Source organism: Micromonospora sp. CA-111912, from assembly GCF_050948415.1.
Lineage (GTDB): Bacteria > Actinomycetota > Actinomycetes > Mycobacteriales > Micromonosporaceae > Micromonospora.
Map to the genome: position 1 here is coordinate 2,476,541 of NZ_CP192007.1, position 21,435 is coordinate 2,497,975.

17 protein-coding genes are annotated in these 21,435 nt (G+C 72.6%); 10 read left to right on the forward strand and 7 right to left on the reverse strand.

Features of this window, described 5'->3' with window-relative positions:
- Window positions 1-39 precede the first annotated feature (39 nt).
- On the forward strand, window positions 40-1,008 hold the full coding sequence (locus ACQPZO_RS10340; RefSeq protein WP_433349190.1) for a peptidoglycan DD-metalloendopeptidase family protein: 969 nt from the start codon (window positions 40-42) through the stop codon (window positions 1,006-1,008).
- 83 nt (window positions 1,009-1,091) lie between these two features.
- On the opposite strand, the gene ACQPZO_RS10345 is transcribed toward ACQPZO_RS10340, so the two are convergent.
- From ACQPZO_RS10345 to ACQPZO_RS10355, 3 genes are read right to left on the reverse strand one after another with little or no spacing between them, the layout of a single operon-like run.
- The gene (locus ACQPZO_RS10345) at window positions 1,092-1,853 is read right to left on the reverse strand and encodes a succinate dehydrogenase/fumarate reductase iron-sulfur subunit (RefSeq protein ID WP_433349192.1); all 762 of its coding nucleotides are present in this window, start codon (window positions 1,851-1,853) and stop codon (window positions 1,092-1,094) included.
- On the reverse strand, window positions 1,850-3,787 hold the full coding sequence (locus ACQPZO_RS10350; RefSeq protein ID WP_433349194.1) for a fumarate reductase/succinate dehydrogenase flavoprotein subunit: 1,938 nt from the start codon (window positions 3,785-3,787) through the stop codon (window positions 1,850-1,852). The genes ACQPZO_RS10345 and ACQPZO_RS10350 overlap by 4 nt, the downstream gene beginning before the upstream one ends.
- Window positions 3,788-3,789: 2 nt before the next feature.
- On the reverse strand, window positions 3,790-4,422 hold the full coding sequence (locus ACQPZO_RS10355) for a succinate dehydrogenase cytochrome b subunit (protein WP_433350920.1): 633 nt from the start codon (window positions 4,420-4,422) through the stop codon (window positions 3,790-3,792).
- A 134-nt stretch (window positions 4,423-4,556) separates the two neighbouring features.
- On the opposite strand from ACQPZO_RS10355, the gene ACQPZO_RS10360 reads away from it, so the two are divergent.
- Both ACQPZO_RS10360 and rfbB read left to right on the forward strand, forming a co-directional pair.
- Window positions 4,557-5,486: a LysR family transcriptional regulator gene (locus ACQPZO_RS10360; protein WP_433349196.1), complete on the forward strand. Its 930-nt coding sequence runs from the start codon at window positions 4,557-4,559 to the stop codon at window positions 5,484-5,486.
- A gap of 199 nt (window positions 5,487-5,685) precedes the next feature.
- Window positions 5,686-6,726 (forward strand): dTDP-glucose 4,6-dehydratase, encoded by a 1,041-nt coding sequence (rfbB, locus tag ACQPZO_RS10365; RefSeq protein WP_433349198.1) that lies wholly within the window; start codon window positions 5,686-5,688, stop codon window positions 6,724-6,726.
- Between the two features lie 83 nt (window positions 6,727-6,809).
- Here the strand turns inward: rfbB and hrpA are convergent, their stop codons facing one another.
- Window positions 6,810-10,877, reverse strand: a complete 4,068-nt coding sequence (gene hrpA, locus ACQPZO_RS10370) for an ATP-dependent RNA helicase HrpA (protein WP_433349200.1) — start codon at window positions 10,875-10,877, stop codon at window positions 6,810-6,812.
- A 98-nt stretch (window positions 10,878-10,975) separates the two neighbouring features.
- On the opposite strand from hrpA, the gene ACQPZO_RS10375 reads away from it, so the two are divergent.
- Window positions 10,976-11,419, forward strand: a complete 444-nt coding sequence (locus ACQPZO_RS10375; RefSeq protein ID WP_433349203.1) for a cytidine deaminase family protein — start codon at window positions 10,976-10,978, stop codon at window positions 11,417-11,419.
- Window positions 11,420-11,456: 37 nt separating this feature from the next.
- Here ACQPZO_RS10375 and ACQPZO_RS10380 read toward each other — a convergent pair whose 3' ends face one another.
- On the reverse strand, window positions 11,457-11,816 hold the full coding sequence (locus ACQPZO_RS10380; protein WP_396674001.1) for a YciI family protein: 360 nt from the start codon (window positions 11,814-11,816) through the stop codon (window positions 11,457-11,459).
- A 141-nt stretch (window positions 11,817-11,957) separates the two neighbouring features.
- Here ACQPZO_RS10380 and ACQPZO_RS10385 point away from each other — a divergent pair, with 141 nt between their 5' ends.
- The 5 genes from ACQPZO_RS10385 (at window position 11,958) to ACQPZO_RS10405 (ending at window position 18,073) form a co-directional block, all read left to right on the forward strand.
- Window positions 11,958-14,018 (forward strand): multicopper oxidase family protein, encoded by a 2,061-nt coding sequence (locus ACQPZO_RS10385; protein ID WP_433349206.1) that lies wholly within the window; start codon window positions 11,958-11,960, stop codon window positions 14,016-14,018.
- Window positions 14,019-14,071: 53 nt separating this feature from the next.
- Window positions 14,072-15,118: a FecCD family ABC transporter permease gene (locus ACQPZO_RS10390; protein WP_433349208.1), complete on the forward strand. Its 1,047-nt coding sequence runs from the start codon at window positions 14,072-14,074 to the stop codon at window positions 15,116-15,118.
- Window positions 15,115-16,179, forward strand: coding sequence for a FecCD family ABC transporter permease (locus ACQPZO_RS10395; RefSeq protein WP_433349210.1), 1,065 nt, complete (start codon window positions 15,115-15,117; stop codon window positions 16,177-16,179). The genes ACQPZO_RS10390 and ACQPZO_RS10395 overlap by 4 nt, the downstream gene beginning before the upstream one ends.
- 89 nt (window positions 16,180-16,268) lie before the next feature.
- Window positions 16,269-17,120 (forward strand): ABC transporter ATP-binding protein, encoded by an 852-nt coding sequence (locus ACQPZO_RS10400; protein ID WP_433349212.1) that lies wholly within the window; start codon window positions 16,269-16,271, stop codon window positions 17,118-17,120.
- A gap of 11 nt (window positions 17,121-17,131) precedes the next feature.
- A complete protein-coding gene (locus ACQPZO_RS10405) occupies window positions 17,132-18,073 on the forward strand; it encodes an ABC transporter substrate-binding protein (RefSeq protein ID WP_433349214.1) in 942 nt (313 codons plus the stop codon).
- A 96-nt stretch (window positions 18,074-18,169) separates the two neighbouring features.
- Here ACQPZO_RS10405 and ACQPZO_RS10410 read toward each other — a convergent pair whose 3' ends face one another.
- Both ACQPZO_RS10410 and ACQPZO_RS10415 read right to left on the reverse strand, forming a co-directional pair.
- The gene (locus tag ACQPZO_RS10410) at window positions 18,170-19,123 is read right to left on the reverse strand and encodes an endonuclease domain-containing protein (RefSeq protein ID WP_433349216.1); all 954 of its coding nucleotides are present in this window, start codon (window positions 19,121-19,123) and stop codon (window positions 18,170-18,172) included.
- A gap of 364 nt (window positions 19,124-19,487) precedes the next feature.
- On the reverse strand, window positions 19,488-20,135 hold the full coding sequence (locus ACQPZO_RS10415) for a hypothetical protein (RefSeq protein ID WP_433349219.1): 648 nt from the start codon (window positions 20,133-20,135) through the stop codon (window positions 19,488-19,490).
- A gap of 290 nt (window positions 20,136-20,425) precedes the next feature.
- On the opposite strand from ACQPZO_RS10415, the gene ACQPZO_RS10420 reads away from it, so the two are divergent.
- Window positions 20,426-21,331: an aminoglycoside phosphotransferase family protein gene (locus ACQPZO_RS10420; protein WP_433350922.1), complete on the forward strand. Its 906-nt coding sequence runs from the start codon at window positions 20,426-20,428 to the stop codon at window positions 21,329-21,331.
- Window positions 21,332-21,435 lie beyond the last annotated feature (104 nt).

A 21,435-nucleotide genomic window follows, 5' to 3' on the forward strand; every position in this document is an offset into this window, starting at 1 on the left:
ATCGTCCACCGGCCACGACACGAGCATCGGGAGACAACAATGAGCGACGATTCGGAACCGGGCCGCCTACTCGACGCGCCGGCTCGGCGCCGCACCCTCCTCACGGCGCTGGGCGTCGGGATCGGGGTCGGGGTCGTCGGCGTGCCCAGCCCGGCGATGGCGGCGGTCGCCGGCTGGAGCAACCCGACGCTCGGCGCGCTGACCTCCGGATACAAGACCCCCGGCCGCCCCACCCACACGGGCTGGGACGTGGCGAACAGCCAGGGCACCCCGGTCTACGCGACGGCCGCCGGAACGGTCCGGGACATCAAGACCAACTCGTACCCGGGCGACACGTCGAGCGGCCCCCTGGGCGGTCGCAGCGGCAACAGCGTCCACCTCAACCACGCCGACAGCTACTTCTCCTACTACGGCCACCTCCACCGGGTGCTGGTCAGCGACGGCCAGCAGGTCAGCTGCGGACAGCTGATCGGCCTGATGGGCACCACCGGCAACTCGACCGGCCCGCACCTGCACTTCGAGATCCACCGACCCCGGTTGACCTCGACGGACCCCCGGGTCTTCCTGGCCAACCGGGGTATCACCCTCGGCTCGACGGCCCCCGTCGGCAGCACCGGCTACCCGAGCGTCAGCCAGGGCGCGTCGGGGTGGGCGCCCAAGGTGATCCAGTACCTGGTGCGGGCGCGCGGCATCTCCGTCGTCGTGGACGGCGTCTTCGGGCCGGCCTGCGCCTCGGCGGTCAGGTCGTTCCAGAGCGGGCGAGGCCTCTACGCCGACGGCATGGTCGGCCCGATCACCTGGACGGCCCTCGTCCTGCCCCTGCAGGAGGGCAACTCCGGCGACCTGGTCCGCGGCCTGCAGACCGCGCTCAACGGCCGGGGCGCGGGCCTCGTCGTGGACGGCGGTTTCGGTTCGGTCACCACCAGCGCGGTACGCGGCTTCCAGAGCCGCAACGGTCTCGTCGCCGATGGTCTCGTCGGCCCGGTGACCTGGAGCGCGCTGATCTGAGCCGTACGTTGAGCTGGGCTGGAGACGGACCGACCGCCGGCCCTCGGTGGGGCGCGGCGGTCGGTCGTCGGGGTGCGGTCGGGTCAGGAGCCCGGGGTGCCGCGGCCCTTGGCGGTCGCCGTGAGGTAGTCGCGGTTGAGTCGGCCGATGGTGTTCAGCGGGATGCCCTTCGGGCAGACCGCCGTGCACTCGCCGGCGTTGGTGCAGCCGCCGAAGCCGGCCTCGTCGTGCGCGTCGACCATCCCGATCACCCGGGTGTACCGCTCGGGCTGGCCCTGCGGCAGCAGCGAGAGCTGGGTGAGCTTGGCGGCGGTGAAGAGCATGCCGGAGCCGTTCGGGCAGGCCGCCACGCAGGCCCCGCAGCCGATGCAGGCGGCCGACTCGAATGCGGCGTCCGCGTCGGCCTTGGCCACCGGCGTGGCGTGCGCGTCGGGGGCGCTGCCGGTCGGCGCGGTGATGTACCCGCCGGCAGCGATGATCTTGTCGAAGGCGTCCCGGTCGACCACCAGGTCCTTGATGACCGGGAAGGCGCGGGCCCGCCACGGCTCGATGTCGATCGTGTCGCCGTCGGAGAACTGCCGCATGTGCAGCTGGCACGCGGTGGTGCCGCGCTGCGGCCCGTGCGCGTCGCCGTTGATCATCAGGCCGCACATGCCGCAGATGCCCTCGCGGCAGTCGTGGTCGAACGCCACCGGCTCCTCCCCGGAGAGGATCAGCCGCTCGTTGAGCACGTCGAGCATCTCCAGGAACGACATGTCGGGGGAGACGTCCTCGACCTGGTAGGTCACCATCCGACCCTTGTCCTCGGGGCCGGGCTGGCGCCAGATGCGCAGGGTCAGGTTCACTTGTAGCTCCGCTGCGTCGGGTGCACGTATTCGAACTTCAGGTCTTCCCTGTGCAGCACGGCCGGCTCACCGGGGGTGGTGTACTCCCAGGCCGCCACGTAGGCGAACCGGTCGTCGTCGCGCTGCGCCTCGCCGTCCGGGGTCTGGTGCTCGGCCCGGAAGTGACCGCCGCAGGACTCCTCGCGGTGCAGGGCGTCGACACACATCAGCTCGGCCAGCTCGAAGAAGTCGGCCACCCGGCCGGCCTTCTCCAGCGACTGGTTGAGCCCCTCGCCGTCGCCCGGCACCCGGACCCGCTGCCAGAACTCCTCGCGCAGCGCGCGGATCTCGTCGATCGCCTTGCGCAGCCCGGCCTCGCTGCGCTCCATCCCGCAGTGCTCCCACATGATCTGGCCCAGCTCGCGGTGGAACGAGTCGACCGTCCGGTCGCCGTCGACCGCCAGCAGCCGCCGGACGCGATCCTCCACGTCGGCGCGGGCCTCGACCGCCGCCGGGTGGCTGGCGTCGACCTTCTCCAGCGGCCCGGAGGCCAGGTAGTTGGCGATGGTGCTGGGCAGCACGAAGTAGCCGTCGGCCAGGCCCTGCATCAGCGCCGAGGCGCCGAGCCGGTTCGCACCGTGGTCGGAGAAGTTCGCCTCGCCGATCACGAACAGCCCGGGGATGGTCGACTGGAGGTCGTAGTCGACCCAGAGGCCGCCCATCGTGTAGTGCACGGCGGGGTAGATCCGCATCGGGACCTGGTACGGGTCCTCGCCGGTGATCCGCTCGTACATCTCGAAGAGGTTGCCGTACTTGGCCTCGATGGCCTTGCGGCCGAGCCGGTCGATCGCGTCGGCGAAGTCGAGGTAGACGCCGAGCTTGGTCGGCCCGACGCCCCGGCCGGAGTCGCAGACGTTCTTCGCGGCCCGGGAGGCGATGTCCCGGGGCACCAGGTTGCCGAAGGAGGGGTAGATCCGCTCCAGGTAGTAGTCCCGCTCGTCCTCGGGGATGTCCCGGGGCGCGCGGTCGTCGCCGGTGGCCTTCGGCACCCACACCCGGCCGTCGTTGCGCAGCGACTCGCTCATCAGCGTCAGCTTCGACTGGTGGTCGCCGGAGACGGGGATGCAGGTCGGGTGGATCTGGGTGTAGCAGGGGTTGGCGAAGTAGGCGCCCTTGCGGTGCGCCCGCCAGGTCGCGGTGACGTTGCAGCCCTTGGCATTGGTGGAGAGGTAGAAGACGTTGCCGTACCCGCCGGAGGCGAGCACCACCGCGTCGGCCATCTCGGTGCTGATCACGCCGGTGACCAGGTTCCGGACCACGATGCCCCGGGCCCGTCCGTCGACGACGACCAGCTCCAGCATCTCGTGCCGGGCGTTCATCTCGACGTTGCCCAGGCCGATCTGCCGCTCCAGCGCCTGGTACGCCCCGAGCAGCAGCTGCTGGCCCGTCTGGCCCCGGGCGTAGAAGGTGCGCTGCACCTGCGCGCCGCCGAACGAGCGGGTGTCGAGCAGGCCGCCGTACTCGCGGGCGAAGGGCACGCCCTGGGCGACGCACTGGTCGATGATGTTGACCGACACCTCGGCCAGCCGGTGCACGTTCGACTCCCGGGAGCGGAAGTCGCCGCCCTTGACGGTGTCGTAGAACAGCCGGTGCACCGAGTCGCCGTCGTTGCGGTAGTTCTTGGCGGCGTTGATGCCGCCCTGCGCGGCGATCGAGTGGGCCCGGCGCGGGCTGTCCTGGTAGCAGTACGACCTGACGCGGTAGCCCTGCTCGGCCAGCGTGGCGGCGGCCGACCCGCCGGCCAGGCCGGTGCCCACCACGATCACCGTCATCTTGCGGCGGTTGGCCGGGTTGACCAGCTTGGCCTCGAAGCGGCGGGTGTCCCAGCGGGCCTCGACCGGGCCGCCGGGAGCCGACGTGTCGGCGATCGGGTCGCCCTCGGTGAACAGATCCATGGTCAGGCCACCAATCCGGTGAGTACGGCGAACGGGACCGCCAGGTAGCCGGCGCAGAGCACGACGGCGAGGACGAGTGCGGCGGCACGCGCCCGGCGCTCGCCCCCGGGGGTCTGCTGGCCGAGGCTGCGGAATGCGCTGAACGCCCCGTGGCGCAGGTGGAAGCCGAGCGCCACGATCGCCAGGGTGTAGAAGAGCGTGACGTACCAACGCTCCGGCGCGAAGTCGGCGACCACGTTGCCGTACGGGTTGCTGGGATCGCCCTTGGGGTTCAGGTGACCGGTGGTCAGGTCCAGGATGTGGTAGATCACGAAGAGCAGGATGATCACCCCACCCCAGCGCATGGTGCGGGCCGCGTAGCTGCCCCGGATCGCCTTGCGGTGGGCGTACCGCACCGGGCGGGCGGCGCGGGCGCGCGCGGCGAGCACCGTGGCGGCGGCGATGTGGCCCAGCACGGCCACCAGCAGCGCCGTGCGCTGGATCCACAGGAACCAGGTCGACGGGAGCAGCGGCGTGCCGAGGTCGCGCAGCCAGTGCCCGTAGTGGTCGAACGCGGTCTCGCCGGTGAAGATCTTCAGGTTGCCGAGCATGTGGGCGATCAGGAACAGCATGAGGAGGATGCCCGTCACCGCCATGACGGCCTTCAGGCCGACGTTGGAGCGGATGGGCGACCGAGTTTTCGTGAGTACCACTCGACCGACGCTAGGAGCACTTCGACCAGTCGTCCAATGCATCGACCTCGCAGTCTTGATAGCCATAGGCTATGTAGATGCAGCTCCATCAGCTCCGCTACTTCGTCGCAGTCGCGGAAGTGCGACATTTCACCCAGGCGGCCGATGTCGTCGGCATAACCCAGCCCTCGTTGAGTAAGCAAATTCACGCCCTGGAGGCCGACCTCGGGGCACCGCTGTTCGAGCGGGTGCGGGGCAACATCGCCCTCACCGCCGCCGGCGAGGTGCTGCTCCCGCTGGCCAGGCGGATCCTCGCCGACGTCGAGACCGCCACCCGCGAGGTCCAGGAACTGGTCGGGCTGCGGCGCGGCCGGGTCCGGCTCGGCGCCACCCCGAGCCTGGCCACCGCGCTCGCCCCGCCGGTGCTGCGCCGGTTCCGCGACGCCCACCCCGGCGTCGACCTGCGGGTGGAGGAGGGCGGCTCGCAGAACCTGGTCCGCGACCTGCTCCGCGGCGACCTCGACCTGGCGTTGATCATCATGCCCGCGCACGGCGCGGATCCGGGGCTGCACACCGAGGAGATCCTGCGGGAGAGCCTGGTGGTGGCCTCGCTCGACGAGGTCCCCGGCACCTCGGCGGCCGGCGAACTGCGCGTCACCGACCTGCGCGGCCAGCCGCTGGTCATGTTCCGCGAGGGCTACGACCTGCGCGACGCCACCCTCCAGGCATGCCGGGAGGCCGGCTTCGAGCCCACCCTCTCCGTCGACGGCGGCGAGATGGACGCCGTGCTCAGCTTCGTCGAGGCCGGGCTCGGGGTGGCGCTGGTGCCCGGCATCGTGGTGGCCCGCCGCCCCGCCATCCGGGTCACCCGGCTGGCCCCGCCGGGGGTGCGCCGGACCATCGCCGTGGCCCGCCGCCGCGACGTCGTGCCCACCCACGCCGGGCGCGAGCTGCGCCGCATCCTGATGGACTACGTGCACACCGCGATCGAGGCGGACGGCCTCCCGCCCGGGGTGGAGCCGAGGTGAGGGACCCCGGTCGGGGGAATGTTGCGACCCTGCCGTCCGCTTGTGCCGTGCTTGAGTTAAATAGTCCTTAAGGGCGTTGTATCAGCCGCGTTGCTCCTGTTGGTCCCCTATGGTGAAGCCTTGCACAGGCACGACGCCCCGTCGGCCTGTCGAAGACGAAGTCGAACGCGCGGGCTTCGCGTGGCAGGGAGGCCACCACATGAGGATCCTGGTTACCGGCGGTGCCGGCTTCATCGGGTCACACTTCGCCCGGAGCCTGCTCAACGGGCGGTACACCGGCTTCGAGGACTGCCACGTGACGGTCCTGGACAAGCTGACCTACGCGAGCGACCGCAACAACCTGCCCGTCAGCCACCCCCGCCTGGCCTTCGTCCGCGGCGACATCTGCGACCGGCCGCTGCTCGCCGACCTGGTCCCCGGGCACGACGCGGTGGTGCACTTCGCCGCCGAATCACATGTGGACCGCTCCATCGACGACCCGGCCCCGTTCTTCGAGACGAACGTGATGGGCTCGCACCGCCTGATGGCCGCCTGCGCCCGCGCCGGCGTGGGCCGGGTCGTGCACGTCTCCACCGACGAGGTATACGGGTCGATCACCGACGGCGCGTGGACCGAGCGCTGCGTGCTGGAGCCCAACTCGCCGTACGCGGCGTCGAAGGCGGCCAGCGACCACGTCGTGCGCTCGTACTGGCGCACCTTCGACGTCGACGTGTCGATCACCCGGTGCGCCAACAACTACGGGCCCTACCAGCACGTGGAGAAGGTCATCCCGCGCTTCGTCACCAGCCTGCTCACCGGTGGGGACATCACCCTGCACGGTGACGGCGGCGCGGTCCGGGAGTGGCTGCACGTCGACGACCACTGCCGGGCCATCGCGCTGGTGTTGGGCAAGGGCCGCGCCGGGGAGGTCTACAACATCGGCGGCGACGTCGAGCTGACCAACAAGGCGCTGGCCGAGAAGATCCTGCTGCTCGCCGGGGCCGGCTGGGAACGGGTGCGGCACGTCGCCGACCGCAAGGTCCAGGACCAGCGGTACTCGCTCGACTACACCAAGATCTCCGACGAGCTCGGCTTCGAGCCGCGGATCCCGTTCGCCGAGGGGCTGTCCGAGGTCTTCCACTGGTACCGGGAGAACCGGGCCTGGTGGGCGCACGCGTACCCGGAGGCCCGCTCCGGCGGCCTGACCAACTCCGTGCGGGGGCTCCCGGTCGGCCGGGCGGTGCCCGCGCCGGTGCACTGACCCGCCGCCAGCACGCCGTCGGTCCCCGGGCGGCGGCGGCCGTACCGCCCGGGGGAGGGCCGGTCCGACCCGCCCCGGACGGCTCAGCGGCCCTCGGCGTCGTCCATCGCCCGGTAGATCCGCTGCTCGGAGACCGGGTACGGGGTGCCGAGCGCCTGGGCGAACACGTTCACCCGCAACTCCTCGATCATCCAGCGGATCTGCCGCACCGCCGCCGACTGCCGTCGGCTCGGCGGCAGCGCGGCGAGCAGGTCGGCGTACTCCTTCTGCACCACCGCGATCCGGTCCTGCTGCTGGCGGTCCCGCTGCGGGTTGCCCGGCAGCCGGTCCAGCCGCCGTTCGATCGCGGTCAGGTAGCGCAGCAGGTCGGTTAGGCGGGCGTACCCGGTCTCGGTGATGAAGCCGGCGTGCACCAGGCCGGAGAGCTGGACCCGGATGTCGGCCAGGGCGGCAACCACGGCCAGGTTCTGGGTCTTGCCGAGCCGCTGCTCGACGGCGTACCCGGCGGCGAGCACCTGCCGCACCCGCCCCATCACCTCGACCACGGTGTCCACCAGGTCGGCGCGGACCCGCTCGCGCAGCGCGGCGAAGCCCTCGGCGTCCCACGCGGGGCCGCCGGCCTCGGCGATCAGCCGGTCGATCGCCGCCCCGGCGGCGTCGGAGATGAGCTGCTGCACGCCGCCGTGCGGGTTGCGGCTCAGCGCCAGCTTCGCCTCGTTGGACAGCCGCCCCTGGAGGAACTTCGCCGGGGACGGCACGGTCAGCCGCAGCAGCCGCCGGGTGCCGGCCCAGTGCGCGGCGGCCTGCTCGGCCTCGGAGTCGAAGACCTTCACCCCGACCGTCTGCCCCTCGTCGACCAGCGCCGGGTACGCGGTCACCGCGTACCCCGCGCGGACCTGTTCGATGGTGCGTGGCAGGGCGCCGATGCTCCACTGGGTCAGCCCGGTGCGGGCCACCTCCGGCGCGGCGGCGGCCACCACCTGGCGCACCTCCTGGCGGAGCTGGAGTTGCAGGGCCGGCAGGTCCTTGCCCTCGGCGACGGGCTTGTTCTCCTCGTCGAGCACCCGGAAGCTGACCCGCAGGTGGGCGGGGAGTTTCGCCGGTTCCCAGGCGTCCCGGGGCACGGTCACCCCGGTCATCCGGCGCAGCTGCCGGGTCAGCGCGTCCAGCAGCGGCTCCTCGCCCGGGGTGATCGCGGCGAGCGCCGCCCGGGCGTAGTCGGGGACCGGGACGAAGTTGCGCCGGACCGGCTTGGGCAGCGACCGGATCAGCGCGATCACCATCTCCTCGCGCAGGCCGGGGACCTGCCAGTCGAAGCTGTCCACCGGCACCTGGTTGAGCAGCGGCAGCGGGATGTCCACCGTCACCCCGTCGGTCGAGGTGCCCGGATCGAAGGTGTAGGTCAGCGGGAGGGCGACGCCCTCCGTCCGCCACTCGTCCGGGTAGTCGGCCTCGGCGACCCCGCCCCGGCCGGCGTTGACCAGCAGCTCCCGGGTGAACGTGAGCAGGTCGGGCCGCTCCCGGCGGGTCTGCTTCCACCAGGCGTCGAAGTGCCGCCCGGATACCACGTCGGCCGGGATCCGCTCGTCGTAGAACTGGAAGATCGTCTCGTCGTCGACCAGGATGTCCCGCCGTCGGGCCCGGTTCTCCAACTCCGCGATCTCGGTCAGCAGCCGCTGGTTGTCCTGCCAGAACTGGTGGTGGGTCTGCCAGTCGCCCTCGACCAGGGCGTGCCGGATGAACAGCTCCCGGGACAGCGCCGAATCGATCCGGCCGAAGTTCACCTTCCGGGCGGTGACCAGCGGCACGCCGTACAGGGTGACCTTCTCGTACGCCAGCACCGCCGCCTGCTTCTTCTCCCAGTGCGGCTCGCTGTAGCTGCGCTTGACCAGGTGCTGGGCCAGCGGCTCGACCCACTCCGGCTCGACCCGGCCGGCCACCCGACCCCACAGCCGGGAGGTCTCCACCAACTCGGCGGCCATCACCCAGCGCGGCGGCTTCTTGAACAGCGCCGACCCCGGGAACAGGGCGAACTTCGCGCCCCGCGCGCCCAGGTACTCGTGCTTCTGCGGGTCCTTGAGCCCGACGTGGGACAGCAGGCCGGCCAGCAGCGACTGGTGCACCTTCGGGGTGTCGATCTCCTCCGGCAGGTCCGCGGCCGGGCCGCGCCGTCCGCCGTCCGCCCCGGCCTCCTTCGCGTCGCGCCCACCCCGTCGGCCGTCGCCCTGCTCGGGGGTACGGAGCACCTGGCGGAGCTGGCTGACGATGTCCTGCCACTCGCGCACCCGCAGGTAGTTGAGGTACTCCGCCTTGCACATCCGGCGGAACGCGCTCGACGACAGCTCCCGCTGCTGTTCCCGCAGGTACCGCCACAGGTTCAGCAGCGCGACGAAGTCGGATTCCCGGTCGGCGAACCGGGCGTGCGCCTGGTCGGCCTGGGCCTGCCGCTCCGCCGGCCGCTCGCGTGGGTCCTGGATGGATAGCGCGGCAGCGATCACCATCACCTCGGTGGCGCAGCCGTTGCGCTCGCCCTCGAGGACCATCCGGGCCAGCCGGGGGTCGACCGGGAGCTGGGCCAGCCGCCGGCCCAGCGGGGTGAGCCGCTTGTCCGGGTCGGTCTCGGCGGGGTCGAGCGCGCCCAGCTCGTGCAGCAGGTTCACCCCGTCGGCGACGTTGCGCCGGTCCGGCGGGTCGATGAACGGGAACGCCGCGACGTCGCCCAGCCCGATCGAGGTCATCTGGAGGATGACCGAGGCCAGGTTGGTGCGCAGGATCTCCGGGTCGGTGAACTCTGGGCGGGACAGGAAGTCCGGCTCGTCGTAGAGGCGGATGCAGATGCCGTCCGAGGTGCGCCCGCAGCGGCCCTTACGCTGGTTGGCCGATGCCTGGGACACCGGCTCGATCGGCAGCCGCTGCACCTTCAGCCGGCTGGAGTACCGGGAGATCCGGGCGGTGCCCGGGTCCACCACGTACTTGATGCCGGGCACGGTCAGCGAGGTCTCCGCGACGTTGGTGGCCAGCACCACCCGGCGCCCGCCGTGCGGGGCGAACACCCGGTGCTGCTCGGCGGAGGACAGCCGGGCGTACAGCGGCAGGATCTCGGTGCCGAGCAGCGACCGCTTCCTCTCCACCAGCCTGGCCAGCGCGTCGGCGGTGTCCCGGATCTCCCGCTCGCCGGAGAGGAAGACCAGGATGTCGCCCGGCCCCTCGGCGGCCAGCTCCTCCACCGCGTCGCCGATCGCCTGGACCTGGTCGCGGACGTTCTCCTCGTCGTCGGTCTCGTCGGCCTCGGTTTCGGTGACCTCGACCAGCGGCCGGTACCGCAGCTCCACCGGGTACGTCCGTCCGGACACCTCGACGACCGGCGCCGGTCTGCCCTCCGCCTCCCCCTCGACGGGCGGGGCGGCGAAGTGCCGGGCGAACCGCCCGGTCTCGATGGTCGCCGAGGTGATGATCACCTTGAGGTCGGGGCGGCGGGGGAGGAGCTGCCGCAGGTACCCCAGGATGAAGTCGATGTTGAGGGAGCGCTCGTGCGCCTCGTCGATGATCAGCGTGTCGTACTGGCGCAGCATCCGGTCGGTCTGCAACTCGGCCAGCAGGATGCCGTCGGTCATCAGCTTCACCAGGCTGCGGTCGCCGACCTGGTCGTGGAAGCGGACCTTGTAGCCGACCACGTCGCCCAGCTCGGTGCCCAGCTCCTCGGCGATCCGGTCGGCCACCGTCCGGGCGGCCAGCCGGCGCGGCTGGGTGTGCCCGATCAGCCCGTGCACCCCACGCCCCAGCTCCAGGCAGATCTTCGGCAGCTGGGTGGTCTTGCCGGAACCGGTCTCGCCGGCCACGATCACCACCTGGTGGTCGCGGATCGCGGCGGCGATGTCGTCCCTGCGTTCGCTGACCGGCAGCCCGGCCGGGTAGGTGATCACGGGCACGGCCGCCCGACGGTCGGCGAGCCGCTGCTCGGCCCGGGCCACGTCGGCGGTGATCTCGGCCAGGGCAGCCTCGCGCCGCTGCGGGTCGCGCAGCCGCCGGGCGCCGTCGAGGCGCCGCTGGAGCCGGCGCTGGTCGCGGAACATCAGGGTGGGCAGGCGGCGGTGCAGCTCGCGGACGGTGTCGGACGCGGCCGGTGCGGCGGGAGCGGCTGGATTCTGCATGTCGTCGCCAAGGATAGGCAGCCCGAGTGCCGGCCGCCCCCCGGTTATCGCGGTCTAGAGTTGACCGCCGACCGACACCGACCGCGGGGACGCCGAGAATGACCATGCGAGACACCGACCGGGCGCTGGTACAGGCCGCCACGGCGGTCGCCAAGCTGCGCTGTCGCAGCGACAACCACACCGTCGCCGCCGCCGCCCGCACCGCCGACGGCCGGGTCTTCACCGGCGTGAACGTCTACCACTTCACCGGTGGGCCGTGCGCCGAGGTGGTCGCGATCGGGGCGGCCGCCACTCAGGGCGCGGGCGAGTTGGAGACGATCGTGGCCGTGGGCGACCGGGGACGGGGCGTCATCCCGCCGTGCGGCCGGTGCCGACAGGTGCTGCTGGACTACTTCCCGTCGATCCGGGTCATCGTCGGCCCGGCGGACGCGCTGCGCGCCGTGCCGGTCGCCGAGCTGCTGCCCACGGAGTACGTCTGGGCCGACCACCAGGTCGACGCCGGTGTCGGGGTGCCGGCGCCCCGCGAGGACGCCGCCGGCTGACCACCCCGGCGGCCCCCGGCCCCGTGCCGGCCCCGGCTCAGTCGCCCGCCGCCATCTCCAGCATCGACCGGGGGATCGGCACGCCGCCGAACCGGACGTTGCCCTGCGGCACCAGCCAGCTCATCACCCGCACGACGAGCCGGCCGGCCCGGACCGCCGGGTCGTTGCCGTACAGCTCGCGGGCCGCCGCCCGATCGACCGCGAGCACCGCGAAGCCGCGCAGCCGGTCGTCGTCGGGGTCGAGGAAGGGGCCGGCCGCCAGGACGAGGCCCTGCTCCACCAGCCCCGCCTGGTGGGCCAGGTGGGCGTCGCGCAACCGGTCCGCAGCGTCCCGGGGCAGTTCCGGCGCGTCCTCGGGCCAGGCCAGGAGCACGACGGTGTGCTGGTCGAATTCCATGCGACCAGCGTATGGGGGTGAATGGTGCCGTCATCGCCTGAACGAGGGTTTCCGAGAAGATGGCGGCTTTTGCCCCTTCGAGCGAAATTCATTCCCTCTAGCCTCGGTCTCAGGACGACGACGCGGGGGAGGTGCGGGGGAATGGTCTCCAGGAGAGGTCTGCTCATCGCGGGGGCGGCGGGTGGCGCGGTCGCGCTGACACCGGCCGGGTGGGCCGTCGCCGGGCCGCGTCCGGCCCCGCCGCTCGACCCGCGCGACATCCCGAAGTACGTCACCCCGCTCCCGCTTCCCCGGGCCATGCCCCGGGACCTCGGGGGCCCCGACGCCGACGAGTACGCGGTCGCGGTGCGGCAGTTCCGCCAGCAGGTCCTGCCCCGGTCGTTGCCGCCCACCACCGTCTGGGGCTTCGGCTCGGCGGCCCACCCTGGCAGCTTCCGGTACCCGGGCCCCACCATCGAGGCCCGGGCCGGCCGGCCCGTCCGGGTCACCTGGCTCAACCAACTCCTCGACCGGCGCGGCCGACACCTGCCGCACCTGCTCCCGGTGGACCCCACCCTGCACTGGGCCAACCCGGCCGGCGGCGACGAGGGGCGGGACCACGCCGGCCACTTCCGCCGCACGCCGGGGCCCTACCTGGGGCCGGTGCCGCTCGTCGTGCACCTGCACGGCGGGCACAACCGGCAGGAGAGCGACGGCCACCCGGAGGCCTGGTACCTGCCGAACTGCCGCGACCTCCCGGCCGGGTACGCGCGGTACGGCAGCTCGTACCGCGAGTTCGGCGACCGGTACGCCGACTACCGGGGGACCCGGTGGTCGCCCGGCGCGGCGACCGTCGAGTACGCCAACGACCAGCGCGCCACCGCCCTCTGGTACCACGACCACGCCCTCGGCCTGACCCGGTTGACCATGTACGCCGGCCCGATCGGCCTGTACCTGTTGCGCGGCGGCGCCGCCGACCTGCCGCCCGGGGTGCTCCCCGGCGCGGCGACCGGCCCGGCCGGCGGTTCCGCCCGCGGCCACCACGAGATCCCGCTGGTGATCCAGGACCGCAGCTTCACCGCCGACGGCTCGCTGCGCTACCCGGCCAGCCGGGCCGAGTTCGACGGCCGTCCCGGCCGGTACGTGCCGGAGACGGACGTGTCGCCGATCTGGCACCCGGCGGTCTTCGCCGACACCATCGTGGTCAACGGCCGCACCTGGCCGGTGCTGGAGGTGGAACGCCGGCGCTACCGGTTCCGCCTGCTCAACGGCTGCAACTCACGGTTCCTGCTGCTGTCGGTGGCGGCGCACCCCACGGCCCGGCCCGCCCGGCCGGCGGTGCCGTTCTGGCAGCTCGGCAGCGACGGCGGCTTCCTGCCGGCGCCGGTGCGACTGGGCAAGCTGCCGCTGGGCGGCGGCTCCCGGGTCGACGCGGTGGTCGATTTCTCCGACGTGCCGGCGGGAACCGAGCTGTACCTGGTCAACGAGGGCCCGGACGGGCTGTCCGGCGGCCCGGGGGCGGACCTCGAGCCGGCCGACCCGCACACCACCGGCCAGGTGCTGAAGCTCGTCGTCACCGAGGCGAGCGGCCCGGACCGCAGCGTCCCGCCGGACCAGCTCGACCTGCCGTCGTCGCGACCGCTCGGCCCGGCCGAACGGGTCCGCCGGCTGTCGCTGAACGAGACGATGTCGACGTCGCCCGGCGCCGGGCCGGTGGCCGCGCTGCTGGGCACTGTCGACCGGGCCGGCCGGGCGGTGCCGCTGCGCTGGAACGCGCCGGTCACCGAGACGCCCCGGCTGCACGGCACGGAGGTCTGGGAGTTCCACAACTTCACCCCGTTCGCCCACCCGATCCACCTGCACCAGGTGCAGTTCGAGCTGGCCGGGCGGGGGCCGACCGGCCAGCAGCCGCCGAGCCCGGCCGAGCGCGGGTGGCTGGACACGGTGGCCGTGCTCCCCGGGGAGGTGACCCGGATCAAGGCCCGGTTCGACCTTCCGGGCCGCTTCGCCTGGCACTGCCACCTGCTGGAGCACGAGGACAACGAGATGATGCGGCCGTACGACGTCGTGCCCTCCGGTGGGGCGGCGACCGGCGACGGCGGGATCAGCGCGGAGGGCTCCTCCGGGCTCGGCCTGGCCGGCATGGCGGCCCTCGGGGCCGCCGCCCTGGGCGCGGGAATGCTGCACGGCGCGCGCGATCCCGGATCGACATCTGTTGGTTAGGCGGGTCTGAGCAGCTCAGCTAAGGTAAGCCGAACCTAAGCTGAGGGAGTTTCGTGACCACCGTCGTCGCGCGGCCGATCCGGGCCGCCAGCCGGCCCGCCCGCGGGTCGGGCCGACGGGTGGCCGTCACCGTGGGGGCGGCGGCGGTGCTGGCGCTCGCCGTGCTCGCGAGCTTCGCCCTCGGCAGCCGGCCGCTCGCGCCCGACGACGTGTGGCACGCGCTGGTCGCCCCCGACGGCGGGGACGCCACCACCATCGTGCGCGAGCTGCGGATGCCGCGCACCACCCTGGGCATCGTCGTCGGCCTCGCCCTCGCCGTCGCCGGCGTGCTGTTCCAGGCGCTGACCCGCAACCCGCTGGCCGAGCCGCGCATCCTCGGCATCAGCGCCGGCGCGTCGTGCGGCGTGGTGCTGGCCATCGCCGTCTTCGGCGTCGGCAGCCTCGCCGGGTACGTCTGGTTCGGCGTCGCCGGGGCGCTCCTGGCCGGCCTGGCCGTGTTCGCGGTCGCCAACCGGACCCGCGAGGGCGCCTCGCCGGTCACCCTCGCGCTGACCGGCGCCGCGCTCGACGCCAGTCTCGGCGCCGTCGTGTACGCGCTGCTCAGCATCGACGCCCGCACCTTCGAGGAGTACCGGTTCTGGGTGGTCGGCGGGCTGACCGGCCGGGACGTCGGCGTCACCGGTCAGGTGCTGCCGCTCGTCCTCGCCGGGCTCGTGCTGGCCGCCCTGGTCGCCCGGGGCCTGGACGCGCTCGCCCTCGGCGACGACGTGGCCCGGGGACTGGGCCACCGCATCGGCCTGGTCCGCCTCGGCGGCGGCGCGGCCGGGGTGCTGCTCACCGGGGCGGCCGTGGCGGCGGCCGGGCCGATCGCGTTCGTCGGGCTCGCCGTGCCGCATCTGGCCCGGGCCCTGGTCGGCGCGGACCACCGGTGGACCCTCGCCGTCGCCGCCCTGCTTGGACCCGCCCTGCTGCTCGGCGCCGACGTCGTCGGCCGGCTCGTCGCCCCGCCCGGCGAGGTGCCCGCCGGGGTGATCACCGCGCTGATCGGCGCCCCGCTGCTGGCCTTCCTCGTCCGCCGCGCCCGGGTGGTCACGGCGTGAGCGCCCTCGCCACCGGGGCCCGCCCCCGATCCGCCCCGCCCGGCCGGACCCTGCTGCGCCTCGGCCCGCTACGGGTGCCGGTACGCCGCCGGCCGGTGCTGGTCGCCGCCGCGTTGACCGGGCTGCTCGTCGCCGCCGGGGTGTTCAGCCTCTCCCTCGGCACCCCGTACGTCGCCCCGGCCGACGTGCTGCGCGCCCTCTCGGGCGCCGGCACCCCGTACGACCTGGTGGTGCTCGACCTGCGGCTGCCCCGACTCGTGCTCGCGGCGGTGGCCGGCGCGGCGTTCGGCGTCGCCGGCACGCTGATCCAGAGCGTGGCCCGTAACCCGCTGGCCAGCCCGGACGTCATCGGCATCACCCAGGGGGCCGGGCTGGCCGCCACCATCGCCCTGACCGGCGGGGCAGCCGCCGTCCTGGTCGCCCCGGCGGCGCTGCTCGGCGGGCTGGCCGCGGCGGCACTGGTGCTCGCCCTCGGTGCCCGGCACGGGCTGGCCGCCCAGCGGTTCGTCCTCGCCGGGGTCGCGGTGGCCTTCGCGCTGCGGGCGCTGATCGAGGTGGTCCTGATGACCGTCGACCCGATCGACGGGATGCGCGCCCAGATCTGGCTGGTCGGCACCCTCGCCGGAAAGGGATGGACCGAGGCGGCATGGATCGCGGTCACCCTGCTGGCGCTGCTGCCCGTGCTGCTCTGGGCCGGCTGGGCACTGAACAGCACCGCCCTGGACGACGACACCGCACGCGGGATCGGCGTCCGCCCGGTCGCCCGCCGGATCGGCCTGGCCGGCACCGGGGTGCTCGCCGCCGCGATGGTCACCGCGCAGGTCGGCGCCGTCGACTTCGTCTCCCTGGTCGCGCCCCAGCTCGCCCGCCGGCTGGTCCGGGCCGAACGTCCCCCGCTGCTCTGCTCCGCCCTGCTCGGCGCGCTGCTGCTGGTCCTCGCCGACCTCGCCGGCCGCCGGCTGCTCGCCCCCACCCAGCTCCCGGCGGGCGTGCTGACCGCCGCGATCGGCGGGCCGTACCTGATCTTCCTGCTGCTGCGCGGACGCCGGAGGCCGTCCTGATGCCCACGACCGCCCCCGATCCTGTCTCCACCCCTCGACCCGCCGTCCCACCCGTATTCCCTTCCGTCGCCCCCTCCCGAGGAGCCGCGATGCTCTCCACCCGCGACCTGGTCGTCGGCTACGACGAGCGGACCGTCCTGGACGGCCTCGACCTCGAACTGCCCGCCGACGCCTTCACGGTCGTCGTCGGCCCGAACGCCTGCGGCAAGTCGACGCTGCTGCGCACCATGGCCCGGCTGCTCACCCCCAGCCGGGGCGCGGTGCTGCTCGACGGCACCGCGATCCGGGACCTGCCGACCCGGGAGGTCGCCCAACGTCTCGGCGTGCTGCCGCAGAGCCCGCTGGTGCCCGAGGGGGTCACGGTCGCCGACCTGGTCGGCCGGGGCCGGCAGCCGTACCAGCGGTGGTGGCGGCAGTGGTCGGAGCAGGACAGCGCCGCCGTCGACGAGGCGATGGCGCTCGCCGACGTGGCCGGCCTCGCCGACCGGCCGGTGGACACCCTCTCCGGCGGGCAGCGGCAGCGGGTCTGGATCGCGATGACCCTGGCCCAGGACACCGAGGCGTTGCTGCTGGACGAGCCGACCACCTTCCTCGACCTGGCCCATCAGGTGGAGGTGCTGGACCTGCTGCACCGGCTGCGCGCCGAGCGGGGCCGGACCGTGGTCGCCGTGCTGCACGACCTCAACCAGGCCGCCCGGTACGCCGACCACCTGATCGCCATGCGCTCCGGCCGGGTGGTGGCCGCCGGCCCGCCCCGGGAGATCCTCACCGTGGAGCTGGTCCGCGACGTCTTCGGGCTCGACTGCGTCGTCGTGCCCTGCCCGGTGACCGGCGCGCCGCTGGTCGTACCGGCCCTCACCAGCCCCTCCCTGGCAGCCCCCGCTCGGGCCGCCTCCTCCGTCACCTCCTCCTCCGGCCCACCGGCCGGCGGAACCCTGTGAAAGGAACATCGATGCGTCGTCTCGCCGCCGTGCTCACCGCGGCCGTCGCCCTCAGCGTCGGACTCACCGCCTGCGGAGAGAGCGACCCCGTCGCCGACACCGCCGCCGGGGACACCCGGGAGATCACCCACGCCATGGGCACCACCAAGGTCCCGGCCGACCCGAAGCGGGTCGTGGTCCTCGACACAGACAAGATCGACACAACACTCTCGCTGGGCATCACACCGGTCGGTGCGGCGACCGCGGGCGAGGCGAAGGGCTGGCCGACCTACTTCGGCGAGGAGAAGCTGGCCGGGATCAAGCCGGTCGGGGTGGTCACCGAGCCCGACCTGGAGGCGATCAACGCCCTCAAGCCCGACCTGATCCTGGGCAGCAAGTTCCGCCAGGAGAAGTTCTACGACGAGCTGGCCGCCATCGCCCCGACGGTGTTCACCGAGCAGGTGGGCATCACCTGGAAGGAGAACCTCCTCCTCGACGGCAAGGCGCTCGGCAAGGAGGAGCAGACCCGCGAGCTGCTCACCACGTACGAGAAGCGGGCCGCGGACTTCGGCGCGAAGCTCGGCGACGCCGCCCAGCGGAAGATCTCCATCGTGCGCTTCATGCCCGGCTCGATCCGGGTCTACGGCCCGGACTCCTTCTCCGGCATCGTGATCGGTGACACCGGGCTGGGCCGCCCCGAGCGGCAGCAGCTCGCCAACAAGGAGGACAAGCGCTTCGACGCGGTCAGCCCCGAGCGGGTCAACGAGGTCGACGCCGACGTCATCTTCGTGACCGCGTACGGCGAGAAGGCCGCCGCCGAGCAGAGCACCGTCTCCGGCGGCACGTTGTGGAAGGGCCTGTCCGCGGTGAAGGCCGGCAAGGCGTACCCGGTCTCCGACGAGGTCTGGATGACCGGCATCGGCGTCGGCGCCGCCAACAAGATCATCGACGACCTGGAGAAGTACCTTTCCTGACCGGCCCTCGCGGCCCCGCGTGGCATGATCACGCTCGATCCAGGAAGCAGTGGCCTCTGACGCACAGGAGGCCACTACTTCCATGTTCGAGCGCGATCATGCCCGGGTGCGGCGGTGGTCGCGGGAGCGCAGCGTCGCCCGCACCTCGGCGACGAAGCCGTCGAAGTCGTCGCGCAGGCGCCGCGCCGTCACATGAAGCACGAGCCAGCCCTCGCCGAGGAGCCGGTTGAGCCGACGGCGGTCGCGGTGGAACTGCTCGGGGTCGTCGTGCCAGAGCCCGTCGTACTCGACGGCGACCCTGAATTCGGGCCAGGCCAGGTCCAGCCGGGCCACGAACCGCCCACCGTCGGAGACGACCCACTGGGTACGCGGCCGGGGCAGCCCGGCCAGCACCAGCCGCACCCTGGTCCGGGACTCCTGCGGCGACTCGGCCCCCGGGTCGGCCAGGTCGACCGCGCGCAGCAGGCAACGCCACCCCCGCAGCCCGGCCCGGGCCAGCGCGTACTCGCGCAGCGCCGGAACGTCGGTGAGGCGACGCGCCAGCAGCCCGTCGATGACGACGACCGCCTCCACGACGTCCAGCCAGCGGGCCAGGTCCCAGCAGGTACGGGCCGCAGTGGTCACGAGCACGCCCACCCGATCGACGACGTCCGACGGATCCACCTCGCCCCGATGCACCTGTAGCCCCGTCACCGGTCCCTGCCGGCGTCCCACCCTCGGGTCCTGCCGATCGCCCCCTGCTGGTACCGGCCGGGGGTCACCTCCTGGTTCCTGCCGGTGGGGCGCTGCCGTCGGGTGCGAGGAGAGGGGGAACGGCCCCTTGGGCGTCAGGACGTCGACCGGCTCGTCGAGGGCGACGCGTCCCACCCCGTACAACGCCGCCGCCGATCGCCCGGCGACGGCCGTGCCGGGCGGCACCAGCCAGCGGACCACCGCGGAGCACCGGTGGCGGTGGGTGACCGTGAGGCGGGCGTCCGCGTACACGTCCCGGAACAACGGACGCCAGGCGGAACTGCGCAGTTCGTTGCGGGTGAGGAGACCTTTGGACACGGCCACCGATCCACGGAAGATGCGCCCCCGCAACTGCGGAGGTCGTAGGGGAGCTTTTGGCATCCCCCGACTCTGCCGATTCCGGTCGGACTCCGCCGTCCCCTGTGGATAACCCCGTTGTGGCCCGTCAAGGTCGTGCTCGATCCGGGAAACAGGGGCCTCCGGCGCGATGGTGACCACTGTTTCCCGGATCGAGCGTGATCTTGCAGCGACCTCCGCGCGCGGAATGCTTCGCGCGGGCCGCACTTCACGCGCGCCGCTTCCACGGCCGGCCCGGAGCGGGCCTCCCACGGCCGGCGCGGGACGGGCCGGCGCGCCGCCTCCCGGGGACGGGTGGGAGGCGGCGCGTCGGGTTGGGGCCGGGTCAGGCGGCGGTGGACCAGATGGCGCGGAAGGCGGCCGCCTCGCCGGCCAGCCACTGCTCGATCTGTTGGGGCTTGGCGGTGTTCGGCATCCGGTATGCCTCGCCTCGGCGGACGTCCACCAGGACCGGGGCGGCGTGGGGGAGGACGGCGTCCATGTGTCGGGCCATCAGGTGCAGGGTGGCCAGGGCCGCCTCCTCGCTCGGCGGGGCCTCGTCGAAGTGCAGGCGGACGGCCTCGGCGCGACCGTCCTCGGCGTACCGGATGCCGAAGTGGGGGTTGATCTTGACGGGGAGGTCGCCGAGCATGGCCAGGGCGTCGCGGGTCTGGGCCAGGTCGACGGCGGTCGGCTCGCCGAGGGAGCGCAGCCAGGTCGTCGCGCCCGGCACGAGCGCCTGGTAGAGCGGGCGCCAGCGCGGCTTGACCACGTCGGCGACCTGCGCCAGGTGGGTGCCGCCGGTGTGGAACGCGACGTCGGCCTTGAGCGCCTTGACGAACTGGCCGTGCGGGTTGAAGCCGTGCCGGCTCGCCCGCTGCTTGCGCAGGCCCCCGACGAAGCTTGCCTTGGTGGGCCCGGTGCGGTCGACGTACCGGGTGAAGCCGAGGAGGGTGGCGTAGGGCGGGAGGGTGCTGGAGGTGGACGCGTTCACGGAAGTCCTCCCAGGTCAGGACTTGGTTTAGTACACACATTCTAATCGATGTGTCTGACATCGCCCAGTGAAAAGGAGGGGCAGCAAGAGACCAGTCGCGGTGCGGTCCGACTACCTCGACACCCCCGCACCCTGGCCGACCCGTGACTCACCACCAACACCACGCGGAGGACGACCGCTGCTCGGACACGAACGCAAGGCCTTCCTCAGCTCACACGGCTGAGACCAGATGACACTGCCGAGAATTCGGCTGGTCTGGGGTCTCCTGCCCCGGAAAGATCTCTGCCGTGATGCTTCACGAAAACGAGATCCCAGTCGACGAGAAAGTCGTCAAGTCACTTCTGCGGAAGCAACGCCCGGACTGGGCTTCGCTGCCCCTGTCGCCAGCAGGCGCCGGCACTGACAACACCATGTATCGGCTGGGAGATGACCTCCTTGTCCGGATTCCGCGAACAGCCGGCAAGGTTCGGTCCCTGAACAAGGAGTGGACGTGGCTCCCCCGGCTGGGACCACTTCTGACATGCCGGATCCCGGAACCGGTCTACGCCGGCACACCGGCCCCCGAGTTCCCGCTTCCCTGGTCGATCTACCGCTGGATCGACGGAACCGAAGTCGACGCGAATGCCGTCCAGGACTGGGCCGCCCTCGGAACCGAGCTGGCGACGTTCGTCCACGAACTGCACGACATCGACCTCATGGGCGCCTCTCGCACTGATGAACTGAGCTGGTACCGCGGAGGCAGCCTGAAGGACTGCGAAAAGGACATCAGCACCTATTTCGCGGACTGCCGGACCACTACGGATGACGACCTCGATGTCGAAACCTTGGAACAACTCTGGCGCGCCGCCATCAGACTGCCCGAGCCCTCCAGCCCTCACGTGTGGCTCCACGGTGACCTCCGTCCCGCCAACCTCCTGGCCGCGAAGGGACAACTGCACGCCGTCATCGATTTCGGGGGTCTGTCCGTCGGCTTTCCTGCTGCCGAGCACGCCCCGGTCTGGGACCTGCCGGATCCAGCGCGACAGGCCTACTGGAGTGCCATGAACCTTGACGACCTCACCTGGGCGCAGGCTCGGGCATGGGCCATCGCCGTTGGCATCAGTGGAATCTCCTACTACCGGAACACCTGGCCCGCCTTCGTGACCGAATGCCGGACACGGCTCGAAACGATCCTCACAGACGCCGCAACACGCTGACCCCGAACGCTCAAGAAACCGCCCAGCCCACCGCGACGCCCGGGCCCGCAGAACGCCGACGCTGGAATCCGCAAAGTAGATCCGGACAACCGGCTCCACTGATG

Excerpts from the sequence above, each read along its gene's own strand:
- ACQPZO_RS10340 (WP_433349190.1), top strand. The coding sequence starts at position 40 with ATGAGCGACGATTCGGAACCGGGCCGCCTACTCGACGCGCCGGCTCGG.
- ACQPZO_RS10350 (WP_433349194.1), bottom strand. The coding sequence starts at position 3,787 with ATGGATCTGTTCACCGAGGGCGACCCGATCGCCGACACGTCGGCTCCC.
- ACQPZO_RS10355 (WP_433350920.1), bottom strand. The coding sequence starts at position 4,422 with ATGGCGGTGACGGGCATCCTCCTCATGCTGTTCCTGATCGCCCACATG.
- ACQPZO_RS10360 (WP_433349196.1), top strand. The coding sequence starts at position 4,557 with ATGCAGCTCCATCAGCTCCGCTACTTCGTCGCAGTCGCGGAAGTGCGA.
- rfbB (WP_433349198.1), top strand. The coding sequence starts at position 5,686 with ATGAGGATCCTGGTTACCGGCGGTGCCGGCTTCATCGGGTCACACTTC.
- hrpA (WP_433349200.1), bottom strand. The coding sequence starts at position 10,877 with ATGCAGAATCCAGCCGCTCCCGCCGCACCGGCCGCGTCCGACACCGTC.
- ACQPZO_RS10375 (WP_433349203.1), top strand. The coding sequence starts at position 10,976 with ATGACCATGCGAGACACCGACCGGGCGCTGGTACAGGCCGCCACGGCG.
- ACQPZO_RS10380 (WP_396674001.1), bottom strand. The coding sequence starts at position 11,816 with ATGGAATTCGACCAGCACACCGTCGTGCTCCTGGCCTGGCCCGAGGAC.
- ACQPZO_RS10385 (WP_433349206.1), top strand. The coding sequence starts at position 11,958 with ATGGTCTCCAGGAGAGGTCTGCTCATCGCGGGGGCGGCGGGTGGCGCG.
- ACQPZO_RS10400 (WP_433349212.1), top strand. The coding sequence starts at position 16,269 with ATGCTCTCCACCCGCGACCTGGTCGTCGGCTACGACGAGCGGACCGTC.
- ACQPZO_RS10405 (WP_433349214.1), top strand. The coding sequence starts at position 17,132 with ATGCGTCGTCTCGCCGCCGTGCTCACCGCGGCCGTCGCCCTCAGCGTC.
- ACQPZO_RS10420 (WP_433350922.1), top strand. The coding sequence starts at position 20,426 with ATGCTTCACGAAAACGAGATCCCAGTCGACGAGAAAGTCGTCAAGTCA.